Source organism: Hoyosella altamirensis, from assembly GCF_014191505.1.
Lineage (GTDB): Bacteria > Actinomycetota > Actinomycetes > Mycobacteriales > Mycobacteriaceae > Hoyosella > Hoyosella altamirensis.
Genome location: NZ_JACHWS010000002.1, coordinates 865,557 through 878,690, shown reverse-complemented (window position 1 = coordinate 878,690; position 13,134 = coordinate 865,557). Strand labels below are relative to the sequence as shown.

At 60.6% G+C, this 13,134-nt stretch carries 15 protein-coding genes; 6 read left to right on the top strand and 9 right to left on the bottom strand.

Annotated elements, in window-relative coordinates:
* Positions 1-11 precede the first annotated feature (11 nt).
* Complete coding sequence (locus tag FHU29_RS12905; protein WP_064440026.1) at positions 12-533, bottom strand: helix-turn-helix domain-containing protein; 522 nt, start codon at positions 531-533, stop codon at positions 12-14.
* Between the two features lie 62 nt (positions 534-595).
* On the bottom strand, positions 596-1,138 hold the full coding sequence (locus tag FHU29_RS12900) for a cupin domain-containing protein (RefSeq protein ID WP_064440025.1): 543 nt from the start codon (positions 1,136-1,138) through the stop codon (positions 596-598).
* Between the two features lie 30 nt (positions 1,139-1,168).
* On the opposite strand from FHU29_RS12900, the gene FHU29_RS12895 reads away from it, so the two are divergent.
* Positions 1,169-1,651 carry a MarR family winged helix-turn-helix transcriptional regulator gene (locus tag FHU29_RS12895; protein WP_064440024.1) on the top strand — a complete coding sequence of 161 codons (483 nt, stop codon included), beginning with the start codon at positions 1,169-1,171 and terminating at the stop codon, positions 1,649-1,651.
* Positions 1,652-1,655: 4 nt separating this feature from the next.
* Here the strand turns inward: FHU29_RS12895 and FHU29_RS12890 are convergent, their stop codons facing one another.
* Positions 1,656-2,852, bottom strand: a complete 1,197-nt coding sequence (locus FHU29_RS12890; protein WP_064440023.1) for an FAD-dependent monooxygenase — start codon at positions 2,850-2,852, stop codon at positions 1,656-1,658.
* Between the two features lie 118 nt (positions 2,853-2,970).
* Between FHU29_RS12890 and FHU29_RS12885 the strand changes: the two genes are divergently transcribed.
* Both FHU29_RS12885 and FHU29_RS12880 read left to right on the top strand, forming a co-directional pair.
* Entirely contained in the window at positions 2,971-3,543 is a 573-nt protein-coding gene (locus FHU29_RS12885; RefSeq protein WP_064440022.1) for a TetR/AcrR family transcriptional regulator, read from the top strand.
* Positions 3,544-4,156: 613 nt separating this feature from the next.
* On the top strand, positions 4,157-4,684 hold the full coding sequence (locus tag FHU29_RS12880; RefSeq protein WP_183377555.1) for a DUF6278 family protein: 528 nt from the start codon (positions 4,157-4,159) through the stop codon (positions 4,682-4,684).
* A gap of 85 nt (positions 4,685-4,769) precedes the next feature.
* On the opposite strand, the gene FHU29_RS12875 is transcribed toward FHU29_RS12880, so the two are convergent.
* Both FHU29_RS12875 and FHU29_RS12870 read right to left on the bottom strand, forming a co-directional pair.
* Entirely contained in the window at positions 4,770-5,306 is a 537-nt protein-coding gene (locus FHU29_RS12875) for a DUF2716 domain-containing protein (protein WP_064440020.1), read from the bottom strand.
* 90 nt (positions 5,307-5,396) lie between these two features.
* Positions 5,397-5,723 carry a hypothetical protein gene (locus tag FHU29_RS12870; RefSeq protein WP_064440019.1) on the bottom strand — a complete coding sequence of 109 codons (327 nt, stop codon included), beginning with the start codon at positions 5,721-5,723 and terminating at the stop codon, positions 5,397-5,399.
* A 50-nt stretch (positions 5,724-5,773) separates the two neighbouring features.
* On the opposite strand from FHU29_RS12870, the gene FHU29_RS23265 reads away from it, so the two are divergent.
* Together FHU29_RS23265 and FHU29_RS12860 are read left to right on the top strand one after the other, a co-directional pair.
* Positions 5,774-6,313: a helix-turn-helix domain-containing protein gene (locus tag FHU29_RS23265; protein WP_157095040.1), complete on the top strand. Its 540-nt coding sequence runs from the start codon at positions 5,774-5,776 to the stop codon at positions 6,311-6,313.
* 1,281 nt (positions 6,314-7,594) lie between these two features.
* Complete coding sequence (locus FHU29_RS12860) at positions 7,595-8,281, top strand: hypothetical protein (RefSeq protein ID WP_064440018.1); 687 nt, start codon at positions 7,595-7,597, stop codon at positions 8,279-8,281.
* Positions 8,282-8,299: 18 nt separating this feature from the next.
* Here the strand turns inward: FHU29_RS12860 and FHU29_RS23260 are convergent, their stop codons facing one another.
* The 4 genes from FHU29_RS23260 to FHU29_RS12845 form a co-directional block, all read right to left on the bottom strand.
* Complete coding sequence (locus FHU29_RS23260) at positions 8,300-8,614, bottom strand: helix-turn-helix domain-containing protein (RefSeq protein ID WP_232322945.1); 315 nt, start codon at positions 8,612-8,614, stop codon at positions 8,300-8,302.
* Entirely contained in the window at positions 8,583-8,852 is a 270-nt protein-coding gene (locus FHU29_RS23255) for a recombinase family protein (RefSeq protein WP_232322944.1), read from the bottom strand. The genes FHU29_RS23260 and FHU29_RS23255 overlap by 32 nt, the downstream gene beginning before the upstream one ends.
* A gap of 399 nt (positions 8,853-9,251) precedes the next feature.
* Complete coding sequence (locus tag FHU29_RS12850) at positions 9,252-9,665, bottom strand: hypothetical protein (RefSeq protein WP_157095038.1); 414 nt, start codon at positions 9,663-9,665, stop codon at positions 9,252-9,254.
* A gap of 547 nt (positions 9,666-10,212) precedes the next feature.
* Positions 10,213-10,764: a hypothetical protein gene (locus tag FHU29_RS12845; RefSeq protein WP_157095036.1), complete on the bottom strand. Its 552-nt coding sequence runs from the start codon at positions 10,762-10,764 to the stop codon at positions 10,213-10,215.
* An 894-nt stretch (positions 10,765-11,658) separates the two neighbouring features.
* Here FHU29_RS12845 and FHU29_RS12840 point away from each other — a divergent pair.
* The gene (locus FHU29_RS12840) at positions 11,659-13,116 is read left to right on the top strand and encodes a glycosyltransferase family 39 protein (RefSeq protein WP_064440015.1); all 1,458 of its coding nucleotides are present in this window, start codon (positions 11,659-11,661) and stop codon (positions 13,114-13,116) included.
* Positions 13,117-13,134: the final 18 nt, after the last annotated feature.

The following is a 13,134-nucleotide window of genomic DNA, read 5'->3' as shown; positions in this document are numbered from 1 at the left end:
GGTTCCTACCTTTAGAACGTTGCGGCGAACGCGAGAAGAAGGGGTACAACCCTCTCGGGTGGCACGTGCATGACGCCCCTTCCGGCAGACCGCAACCAGCCTGCAGCGGTCAGGATTCGGATGTGGTGATAGATCTGTCCGGTAGTTCCCATCGACTCGAGGGCGGCGAGTTCGTTCACGCTTGACGCTCCACGCAAGACAGCCAGCAGCAGCCTCAGCCGTACCGGTGAACCCAGGGCGGCAAGTCGCTCTGCCACGGCGTCTGTCTGGCCAGGGTCGAGATCGAGAACTTGGTCAGCGGTGTGCGCATACTGCCACTCGACTGGTCCCGCCCCGGTTTCTACAGCCCCGGCGTAGATGACGCCTTCACCCTGGCGTTGCCGCAGTCCGTCCAGAACCCAGAAGTCGGCGGCGCTGCCAGCGTGCGGCGCTGTTGGCGAGGATCCTTGCGTGCCTCGTTGCTCGAGCAAAGTGACACGGCGTTCAAGATCGTGCATGCGTGATTCGAACGAGTGAGCATCACTGGGGACCATAAAGGCCATATTACGTAATTACGTACTAATTCCAAAATGCAGTGCGGCCTGCTGGTTCCAACTCAGGTTGCGTCCAATGTTGCCCACCGGCGCTCATAGTCGGCTAGCCGCGCGACGCGTGCCAGAGTTCCCAGCGCGACACGCTGAATCCACACTGGGATACCGGCAATGTAACCGTCCTGGTAGTCCCACAGCAGCGCCAGTGCCAGAGGGCCACGAGGCACGCCAGAACGTGTGGTCTTCCCTGTGACGTCCAGGTTTCGCCAGAGGGTGAACATCTCCCAATGACGAAGCGGTGGGCGAATTTCGTGCTCAATGACAGTGTCGGCGGATTCGTTCCAGAATTCGTGGACAGCGCGCGCGGGCGCATTCACCGTGGTTCCCGGAGTTGCAACCGTCTCAGTTCCATCGATGCGGAACCGCAACTTGCCCTCCCGGACAGTCCAGCGCTCCCCGAGAACAGGGTGCCAGTGGGGACCAGCCTGCCGGCCACATTTTGGCAGTTGATGTTCGAGCCGCAGATAGTCGCCTTCACCATCGGAGCCTTCCGCAAGCAGCCGGATCCGATGACCGCTACGAAAAACGAGTTCGGGCCGCTGTTCCATCCTTCAAGATATAAAGGTAACCTTCGTATTGTGTCAATAGCTACAACCGATGCATCGTTGCTGAAGCTGCTCACACTCGCCTCGCGGGCCGTTGAGCGTGAACTGAACCGTGAGCTGCGCGCGGTGCTCGACGACAGTTTGCGGCCCGCACATTTCGCCGTATTTCGATATTTAGACTCCGCTCGGACGGCAGAAGCGGACAGCGAAAGCAGCCAGCCGGGCGTGCGTGTCACAGAACTTGCGGACGCCGCCGGGATGACGCAGCAGTCGATGGGTGAGCTGGTGGCTCATTTAGAGCAGTGCGGCCTCGTTGAACGCCGGGTCGCTCCAGCCGACCGTCGTGCTCGTCTCGTAACCCTTACCGACGCAGGACGCGACGCGCTAGCGATCGCACGCAGGTGCACAGCCCGAATCGATGACGTGATACGCGACCATATCGGCGCGCGTGCATTTGCTGACCTTCGCACCCAGCTCGCTAGCGTCTACGACTTGTACCAGCAGGGAGAACGCTGAGCGCTCATGCCAGGACGCCTGAGTAGTCCTCGAGTTCGATGCCTGCGGCGGCCTTGACGGTCATCTTCTGTAGCCATCCCGCCATTGGCCTACGCGTTAGGAGGCGATGTGAGGCGTTGCGGATCCACCTGCCGCGCCTGGTGCGCGGAGCGAGGAATGGCCCGGCTCCGTCGGCCAGTTTCTGGCATCCCTTCGCATAGTCACGGATCATTTCCTCATATCGCGCGAACGCAAGGGTGTGATCGCCGTCAGCTCTCGCCAGTTCCCCAGCGAGAACGTATGCACTGACGACCGCTAGCCCAGTGCCAAGGCCTCCCATCGTTGCGCCGTACCCTGCGTCGCCGATTAGCACGGCACGCCCGCGGGAGTACGTGTCCATCTTGACTTGACTGATTGAGTCGAAGTACATCCACTCGGCGTCGTTCATCGCTTCTAGAACGCGCGGGACTTCCCAGCGCAGGCCCGCGAACTCCGTGGCGACAATCCGCTTGAGCTGCTTGATATCCCTGCGGTCGTAGTCAATCTGCTCTTTGGAATGCCAGACGAAGACCGGTGTCGCAGCCTCCGGCCGATGGTGACTGGATAGTGACATGCTCCGCCCGGGAACGCCATGATCGAGTGTGATGTGGTCGAGCCCGAGGGTGTTAGGGACGTCAAACCCGCCCGCAACGTAGTACCCGCCAAATTCCAGGAACTGCGACTCGTGACCAAAGACGAGTCGCCGGACATTGGAATGTAGGCCATCCGCACCAATCACCAGGTCAAAGACTCTCGTCAGCCCGCTTTCGAACGCAACGTGTACCTGGTCGGGCCCATTTGTAAGGGCAGCGATCGAATCACCGAACAGATACTCGACTTCGCCCTGGGTCTTTTCGTAAATGATCTTGCTGAGCGCGCCACGTTCGATCTCGAGGTCGCCACTGAGAAACCACCCGGGAAGCGCGAATTCCGTAGAACCCTCGGCATCGACGAAGGTGAGTCCGCGCATGTTCGTCTGCTGGTCCTTGGCCTCTTCGAGAATGCCCATGCGCTCCAGGACCGCTAGATGTGGTTTCCCGCGAAAGTCGACCGCGAAGCCGCCCTCGCGGAGCGCCGCTGCGCGCTCGACGACTGTGACGTCGAATCCATAGCGAGCGAGCCAGTACGCGACGGACGGACCGGCGATGCTCGCGCCAGAGACGAGAACCCGAGAGTTCGGCATATCTACCCCCTTGAACTGCAGTTACCTCGACGATACGCAGCACTTGCACAAATGCGCAAGACGATTGCATCATTCATATGCCTAAGACGTATGCCTGCCACATTGCTAAGATCGCCCTATGGGGAACCGAGAGGCCCTACTCGAGGGCGCAAAGCAGTGCATCCTTGACAAGGGGTACGACCGAACGACAGTCCGCGATATCACGGCCGCGGCTGGCGGCGTGAGCATGGCCGCGATCGGATACCACTTCGGGTCACGCGAGGCGCTGCTAATGGAGGCTCTCGTCAGCGCCCTCGAAGACTGGGGCGCCTCAGTCGGTGCCGTACTCGCCGGAAGCACGATCTCCGGGGAAGGCTATGCCGGTACCTGGGACCGTATGCTGCGCACCGGTACGCAGCAGCGCGCGTTGTGGATGGCATCGTACGAAGCCCTGCTCCAAAGCGAGCGTTCCCCCGAGCTGCGCGCGATGCTGGCACGGGGTCAGCAGGAAGGGCGGCGCGGGGTGACCGCGTGGCTCGCAGGAATCCCAGAGGACGCCGTACCCGAAGACCTTGTTCGAACACTGGGCTCAGTACAGATGGCGCTGATGTCGGGACTCATCGGACAAATGCTGCTCGACCCAGATAACGCCCCGTCTGGCGCAGAAATCACTCGCGGTTTGCGGGAGCTGGCAGACCGACTCGAGACCTGACCCACCCAAGATATTGGTTGCGGTCGGAGCTGAGCCCGTCATTCGATGGTTGGATTCTGCAGTCCGTCGCGTTTGCAGATCTCGCAGTTCTGTGACTGCGGTGACTTCCGCGCTATTGTGGTGCTGGAGAAACCATCGGCTGGCGCTGCTCGTCGGTGTGCTCCTGTTCTGGCGCGCTCATGACTGCCAGTGAATCGGACAGGGGTGCAGCTGTTTTAATGGTCTCCAGTGGGTTCCGCAGTAGCAACCGCGGAACCTGAGGCGGATGCTTCGCCTGTCATGTCACCGGCCGACCCGCCGCCCTCTTTCGAGGCATCTCAAGGCTTGCCAATGTCCGCGCGGACCGATGGCACACCCGCAATGGATGCTGAGCGTGGCTCGGATCGCGGTTGCCCGCTTGAGCGTGTCCCGACAGAGAGATTGCCGCAGCTGCCGCGCGGGCCGAAGCCGCGGTCCGAGTGCGAAGCACACCGGAAGGCGTCAACCAGCAGCACGCGCCGCCCACGATCCAGCCACTCCCGGCGCCGGTTAGTGCGAGAGCGACAGCCGCGCCCGTAGCCGTGGCGGGTGTTCAGCAGCGAGGTTCGTCGCACAAGACCACTATCGTGCAGGTGTGAAGCGACCCCGGCGCGCGGCTTGGGCAGAGATGCTGGACATGATGCTGCCCACTGCGCTCAGTTCCCGCCTTCCCCGGTTCGTGCAGCGCCTCCTGCGCATCGGTCCCCGCCATGGCATCGCACGCGGGCTAGCCGTATACGGTCGCCCGGGTACGCGGGATGGTTCGATCGGCGCGGCCACAGCCTTGCTGCAACCCCGAGAACTGACACAGTGGCTGGCCGACCGGAACGAGCCCCACGGAAACACCCGTGACGCACTAGCGGCCATCGAACGCCGACTCGACGAAGCACAGGCCGACGAACAACTCAGCCACATGCTGGGCAGTGAGATAGCACTGCTGCTGGGACAGGTACTGATCGCGACCATCGACGGCGCACGATGGGCCGTGTGGCCCAACGGGCACCCAGTTATTCGTATCAGCCGAACAGATCTCGACGTCACCGAGATCTCCGACGCCTACCTCCACCAACACGGAAACCCACCCACCACGATCGTCGACCACTACCAGACCCACCGTCGGTGAGTGAGCTGACCACCAGATCCCGGGCACACGCCGGTGATCTCCTGAACCGGGCCGGTTAGTGGCCCGGTAGCCCGGCTACACGGAGTCACATGGGTTTCCCATCGACTCGCTTGACCGGCAGCCACGTCTTAAGCGTGGTCGCGAGCGAGCCCAGGAGCCGGTCCCCGAAAACGCACAACGACTGCTCCCACGGGTGCCCGAACGTTCCCTCGCTGAGGTCGTCACGCAGGTAAATGTAATAGTCCCCGTTGGGGTAGACAGGAACTCGCCATTCGGCGTCCAGGGTCACCGCATGGACCGCGGCATCGAGCCGGTAGCAGGTGTGCTGCCAGTCCAGCACCACAAACACCGGATCCTCGGGGAACTCGGTGACGAAGCAGCGCAGCGCTTCAGCGTTGATCGCGTCGACCCGACTCGCCCACGAACCCCTGATGTTGTCGTGCACCGCGAGGTCGAAAGTAATCGACGGTGTCGGCTCCGCGATCGCCGGCCACGTAGCCGCGCTCGTGCCGGGGCGGAACCCGAACTTGTCGGTGAACCGCTCCCAGTACCACCTCTGATCCTCCAACTCAGCCCAGCCAGGCGGCAGCGGGGTAGCGAAGTTGAGCGTGTGTCTCATCATTAGCCAAGTGTCCTTCGTACCGCTCGACGCGCGTGCGCCTTTTGGCAGCCATCTAATCCGGCGCCGACAGCTCATCTTGCTTGCGGCTACCTATGCTTCATAGCGTGACTGGCTACGTACGGGGACGAAGAAACCGCAGAGAATGAGATAGGCGCCCAAGTGTCCAGCCAGAACCGCGGCGACAAAGACCACCAGCGACGGGTTGACCACGATATCAGTGTTGTAATCCCATACCGCGAATCCGATATAGAACAGTATCGAGACGATGGAACCGACGACTCGCATCCGATTCGCGCTTGCCCGGATCTTCATGGCACGCAACCCAAACCAGACCGCCAGGGCGATCACGAAGAAGACCACTCCCACGAACGCGCCCATGAGGATGGTTGCCCCGAACACCGCAAACTGATGACTCACAACCAATCTCTCAATCACCGGACAGCTCAACGCCTACGCCGCTGACCGCAATGAAGTACTCGGACAACTACACACGTGGACCTCTCGATGACACCGAGGTTATCAACCTAGCCCGCTCCATCTCGCGTTGGACGTGGCGCAACATAGCCCGCACCTTCAATGAGGAGCAGGTGCGGCGCGGGCGGATAATGACCGAAGCAAACGTGAGGCGAACCGCGACCGTGGCCGCATCGACGGACGCTGTAGTGAAGCAAACCGTCGCCGCGCAACCAATTTTGATCGCGCTATCTTTCGGGAGATTAACGATGGTCGCTGAGAATCCAGTACGCCGTAACAGGACTGCGCGCGAGGTTGCGGAACGTATGGGCTGCTCGACTCGAACCGTGTTTCGCATCATGGCTGAGCCTCGCGACCAGTGGGAGGCCAGGGCAAGGGCGCGCCGTTTGCGGGCTATCGAGCTGCGCCGCCAGGGCAAAAAGTACCGCGAAATCGCTGAAGAACTCGACTGCCCGATGGGCACTGTGGGGCGCATGCATGCTGAACCTCGCGAAAAAGCGTGGGGAGATGTAACCCACTTAGCTAAAGAATAGCCTCCATTACCAATCGAAGGGATGCGAAGAACTAGCAACTTTTTATTTGTTTCGTAACCTATACGACAAATTGAAAATGCCGGCCAATACTAATCCCCCTCCAAGATATGCAAAGAATACGGGTGAAAATAGTATCTGCGTTCCACCTTTGTTCTCCAGGTACCAGTATGTGCCATAAATAGTTCCTGCGACCCCAAGCAATATTGCAATCGCATGTACAACGAGCTCTTTCCGCGGTGACAAGAAAACAGAAAAAATGGCAGACAGAACAGCGAACAAGCAGGCAAATATAGATCCCACCAGCAGTATCTCAGATTTAAAAAGCATTGCCGACAGAACTCCAGCGAAGCCAGTGATAAAGATCGCCAACTCCGGCCACGGTCTGCGAGCTCGCCTGACAGCGCTCATTGTGTCACCTCGGTTCCAGTGAATTCCTAATACCTAGCTAAACCTGTCACCTGTTAGTTAGTTACCAAACTAGTCGATAGATGATTGCTCCACTCGCTCGGATGCGCCACAACGACCGCGCTAAAGTAAACTCCGCGGTGGACACACACGGTCACTCATCCACTCTGGTCAGCACCACTCGCATCAACGTGCTCCGGCTCCGGAAGGCCGGTATAGACAGTAGGTGGGCATCCGGTCATGTGCCGCGCGAAGTGAATGCGGCCGGTGCGCCCGTCGACATCTACGCCTTGGCCTTACGAGCTTCCGATCATGAATGCGATGGGCATCACCGTCGTTGACGCGCCCCTGTCCGGGAGGATAGCGGACGTCATCCTGCGCGCGAGCATGGCCGACGAGGGACAGAACGGTCGTCACGGAAACTGAATCGATGTATCGGGTGCGCAAACTCTAATGATTGAGACGTTCCGTCGTGGCGCCACGCCAAGGGTGGCGAACGAGCAACAGGGTGTGGAACTGCCGAGCTTGGAGACCACGTTCAGTCGGCAGCTAGAACCCGGTGCTATCGCCCCGCGCGCGCCGCAGGCGTACTTTAATTGCGTTGTGTTCTGCGTGGGTGGCCAGTGCGGCACCGCTGCGGCGCGGTGCCGCCTGATTCCCCACCTCGCGGCCCAGGTAGCCTGCATTGCCGGGGTCTGCGGATGGCGAGTATGGCCGTGCCATAGGACGTGCCAGCCACTGTGGGGGGGCCACGCGCGTAACGGACTGGGAGACGCCGGGCACGCCTGGAGGAAGTGCAGGCTACTGAGTGCCCGATCATCTCCACAACCCCAAAGCGAGGTTGACCCTTTAGCAGGGCCGAGGATTGGAGCTTAGATGCCCGTCGTGAGTGAAGTAGTACGCGATCTACGAGTCAAGCGGTATTTCGCGTACCAGTTCATAGCTGATCTTCACGAAACTCCGCACCGTTTCGGATGCACAGTGAGCAGCGAAGGCCGCGCCGACATCCAGTCGCGGAACCTCACGGCGGCATCGTCGATGACCTTCTCCGGGGAAGACGCTCCAGCAGAGCCGATGCAAGTCAGCGTGATCCTCTGCGATGGGAAACTGTTTCAGCGGTTTGACCAGTCGGGGAGTGAGGATTGGATTGAACTCGCAGATACCGGAAGCGGATGGCTGAATGAATTGCTGCCGCTACGGCTCCTCGAATTCGCCGAGCCCGGTAAACCACTTGCCAGTGATGGAGTGACCATCGTCGGCGTACCCGTCGCTCGCATCCCCGGCGAAACGTTCAGCACTATGCGTGGGGAAACGAATTCCGCCACGAACCTGCTCGATCCCTCTGACACGGTCCGCCTATCGGTGACGTGTGCTGGCGGCTCACTCACGGTATGCGAAGTGAGCCTTCCCGGCGCTGACGGAACTCAAGATCGAATGCGAATCGAACTCGAACCAGCCTCAGAATTTGAAGTCATGCCGCCTGCCGGAGCCTGCCAGCGGTTCTCGAACATTGAAGACTTCACACAGACCGCTTCCCAGCAGTTGCGGCCTGAAGACCAGTGAAACCTTAGGGGTGAGCCGTTACGGCTGTTCTGTCGGCGTTTGCTCGGCGGCCTTCACCTCGCCGTGGACTACCGCGAGGCTGACTCCGACACCGCGGGCGATCTCACGCAGCGACTGTCCCTCCACACGGCGGGCGAGGATAGCTCGGCGCTTGTCCTCATCAACCACCCGCGGCCGGCCCCCTTTGCGTCCATGCCGCGCCGCGGACTCCAGACCGTTACGGGTATTGCGGGCAATATCGCGGCGGCGGTCTTCTGCCAGCGCGAGCGCCAGGTCGAGAATAAGACTGCGCTCGACATGCTCACCCGCAGCGATCCACGCCAGGATCTTCACCGCCACCCCGCTCAAACAGATCGTTCAGCACGATCAACCCCTCAAGCAGGTTACGGCCAAGCCGATCAGCCTCCTGAACGGTGAGCATGCCAGCGGGGCGCAGGTACTCAAGCGCGGCCCGCAAACCAGGCTGATTGGCGATTTTCAGTGCACCGCTGACCTTTTCCTCGAACACCTTCACACAGATCGGATCGAGATCATCATGCTGACGCTGAGTTTCCTGTCTGCTCGTGCTCACCCGCACAAGACCAACCAGCGCCACCCACAACCCTCCGCACGTTCAGCAAACGTGTTCCACAACCTACTCGGGCACTACTCGAAATGAACGGGTTCCCGAACACCGGTTCCTGCGAGAATGGCGTGTCGGGTGCGGCAGTGTTTTCGTGTTCGGTAGACGGCCGATTTCCGAACGGCCCTGTGACCTTGGCCAGGTTCCTGAACTCATCGGGGCGATCGGCGGCGTGACCTCACCGGAAAGCAGCTAGAAGCATGGGAAACGGCTCTAAGGGCGGCCAGCTCCTGCCACTTTCAGTTGCTGCAAGTCTTACGGACCTCGTCCCGCGCGGCACTGATCGCGGCGAGATTGACCACTGCAGCCCCGAAACCACAACACTCGAGCACAGCAGCACGGTTGGGCTTACCGAGGCGGGCGCTCTGGGAGCGGCTCGATGGTGGGAACGTCACCGGGCCGAGGCGTAGTCCCCTGTCCGTACCTGCGGGGCTGGGGGTCGTCAAACGGCACTGCGTTTCGGATCGCCGCACGCATTTCCTGTATCACTTCGGGTTCTAGCGACTGATTTCGCTGTTGCTCAGCCCGTTCAAGACCTTGGACTTCGCGGGCATTCAGGAGGACATTTCCAGTTTGCGGAACCACGGTGTACCAGTCGTGCAGCGATGTGTAGCGTCCAGCGAATAGGTATGTCCGGCCCGGCTCAAGGAGCGTGTCACCTTCCAGAAGCTCCAGCTGGCCTGTGTCCTCGTTTACACCGCCCTGCTGGTTAACAGTCACCCGTTGAGGAACGTCACCCTTGAGCGCGGATCGGACGCTCACGATGAACTGCGTTTGCGGCAGCGATGATTCAGTCTGTTCACTTCCAGACTGCTCAAGCACCCTCCCAACAAAAACGGCGTCTGCAAATCCTGCAAGTTCTTCCTGGTCAAATCGGTTGAAAGTCCATACACCGTGAGAGTGCGCAGCCGTCGGTCCGTTTTCCTCACCCGCAGGAGCTGGCTGTGTTGTGCACGCCGTTAGCAGTGACGCCGCAAGGAAGGTTACAGAAAGCGAAAGTTGTGCTGTGCCTCGTTTACTAAGCATTCTCAAATCTCCGGTCGTTACTGTGCGGTATGTACTAGGTATATGAGACGCCGCTGGCCGGGACGTCGTTCCATTTCCCGAACAGGCTGAGACTGGGCGCGCCTCGCAGGAAGAGATGCCTGCGCAACGGGACAAGCTGCACAGCAGCGCAAACTCGCCACACATAACGATCGACTCTGCATCGCAGAGTACGCGGCTTGAAATCTCCTTCGTATATGCGCGGACTCCGCCAAACGAGAGCTTGACGACCTCCGAGGCTTTCCACACGTGTGGCTGCAGCCTTTCACAGGCTCGGAAATGATTCGAGCAGTTGCTCCATTCTGGTATCGCTGTTGCGCAGTGATGGGGATAAGAAGAGCGCCTGCCCGGATCGGTATTGCCAATCTTCTTCCAGCGGCAGCGTGATGAGTGTGATGTGGAAGGACGACAGTCTGCGTGCCTGCAGGAGCTTCTCGATCACAGCCGTGAGATTGGTGGGCCCTCCAGCGGCAGCAGGCCCACGGCTGGTGACTGAGCGTGCCTCATTCCCTCGGCATTCTCGCCACGTCTGCGCGCTTCGCAGAGCATCGACCGGGATGCCTAACTGGCTTAGCTGGTCGTGCCAGTAAACGGCTTCGTAACGCTCGATTGGAAACCCTTTGCCTATCTCAATAATTGCCCGCTGAATCCAGTACGAAAAGAACCTTCCGGCAGCATCTGGGTCCACTTCAGCAAGCTGAGTATCAACAGGGGGATGCAGACGCGGAATTACAGGTTCAGAAATTTGGGTATTAAAGCCCAGTTGATCACGGAGATGCAGCGTCAGCAGGAGAAGCCCACCATCGCTTTCCCGCACTGACCAGTGCCTGTTGTGACCTAACCACCGCATAACATCTCCAGGGCGCGCGCGATCTGTTGCGATCCCATTTTGAATCTGATCGTACGCGCCCGAATAAGGGTAGCTGGATTCAGAAGACTGGGGTTGCAGCAGTCGGGACGTAACTCGTGCAGAGCACTCCCGTCGTCAGCAACAGTCCGCCCATTGCCTCCGCGAAGTGTGTCACCCCTGAGGGAGCTGTTGTGGGATGCGTTCGCCAGCCCGAAGTCCAGTCCTTACGGAAGAAGAGCCTCCCCTGCATGGATCGTTGCGCATAAACACCCCGTTCGACCAGGCTGCCTGCACATTTGCGCAGAATCGCGGCACAAGGGGGCCGGCAAAAATCAGCCATTCACAGTGCCGGCTGGATGAACAGTGGCCGGTGGATCTTCTCACCCTCTCCGTGCTCGAACCGCTCCCACCCCAGGGATGCCCAGAAGCTGTGCGTGTCCCGCCAATCCCCGTGCCGCTGCTCCCGCGCGCGCACCACCTGGGTTCCAATACCGCGGCCCCCGCCGCACTGGCCACTTCGATGAACTGAATCTCCAGCCGTTCCGGACAGAGTTTCGGCACCCCTGCGTAGTCCGGGTTGATACCGCCAGGGTTATCCAGCTCGACACGAGCCACCTCGGCAGCGCCTTCCATCACCTGCACATACCAGGGACGGTCCTCGTCACGGAGCCACCGATAGTGCAGGCAATACAGCACAGAGCAGTCACTTCCTGAACGGTGAGCATGTCACCGCGGCGCATGTACTCAAGCGCAGGGAGCTGGCAGACCGACTCGAGTCCTGACCCCTCGCTATCCGGTAGTCGCGTCGTTCTGATGCCACAACCACGGCAAGTGAGCATCCAACGTAGATAAGGTTCTTACGTGGAGCGTCCACGATTTGCCTGGCGCGGAACGGCAGCGATCGCAGCCGTCCTGTTCATCGCACTGTGCGCCGCGGCAGGTGGGTATGGCTATCACCGAGACGAGCTGTACTTCATTGCCGCTGGAAGCCGCCCGGCCGTCGGGTACGCGGATCAGCCACCCCTCGTGCCACTGCTCGCGTACATGCTCGATTCGCTGTCTGGCGGCTCGCTGGTCGCGCTGCGCATCCCATCGGCGGTAGCGGCGAGCGCGGTTGTTGTCGTGACTGCGCTCATCGCAAGAGAATTCGGGGCGGGACGTTGGGGGCAGGTGCTGGCAGCAGCGGCGATGGCGGCATCAGCGGTTCTCATCGCGGTTGGTCACTTGCTCTCCACGAGCACATTCGACCTGCTGGTCTGGGCGCTGCTGTGCTGGCTGGTCATTCGGGCGGTCAAGGTCCAGGGATCGCGCTGGTTGGCCGTCGGCGCAGTCGCAGGAATCGGATTGCTCACCAAGTCGCTCGTGGTGTTCTTCCTCGCAGCGCTGGTCGCCGCCATCGTGATAGTCGGGCCGCGCACTGTCCTGCGCGATCCCTGGATGTGGGGTGGCGTCACGCTTACGGTGTTGATCGCGCTGCCGAATATCTGGTGGCAAGCAGCGAACGGGTGGCCCCAGTTCGAATTGTCGGAATCGATTGCGGCAGGCGGCTCCGGGACGAGTGAGTCGCGGTGGCTGTTCCTGCCATTTCAGCTCGTTCTGATTGGCCCACTGCTCGCACCGATTTGGCTTGCGGGAATCTGGAGGCTGCTGCACGACCCCAGGATGCGATCGTGGCGATTCTTTGCAATCGCGTACTTCCTGCTAGCAGTGATATTTCTGGTGGCGGGCGGTAAACCCTACTACCTCGCCGGCATGTACCCCGTTCTGCTTGCGGCCGGCGCGGAGCCCGTCATCCGGTGGCTGCATTCTGCCGTGCGGCGTGGTCTTGCAGTTCTCGCTGTAGTGACGACCGCGGTGACCTCCGCGCTGCTGTTCCTCCCTATTGTCCCCGCCGCGGAACTGCACAAGACGCCCATTCCAGCAATCAACTACGACGCTGGAGAAACCATTGGCTGGCGCGAATTCACTGCCACAATCGACGCCGCGCACCGCGGAACAGAGGACACCGGGACGATCGTCCTTGCGGGGAACTACGGTGAGGCAGGAGCGATCGAAAAATTCCTGCCGCACATTCCCGTGTTCAGTGGGCACAACAGTTACTGGTCGTGGGGACCTCCCCCGGAACGCGACGCACCGTTCCTCGCCGTGGGTTATCCGGAAGACATGCTGAGAGGGCTTTGCAACAATCTCCAGCACGCCGCGACGATCGACAACCAGGTGAATCTTGACAATGACGAACAGGGACGACCGGTATGGTTATGCACCGATCGTTCAGCGCAGTGGGACGCCGTGTGGCCGTCGCTGCGCCGCATTGGATGACAGACAGAAACGCGATCC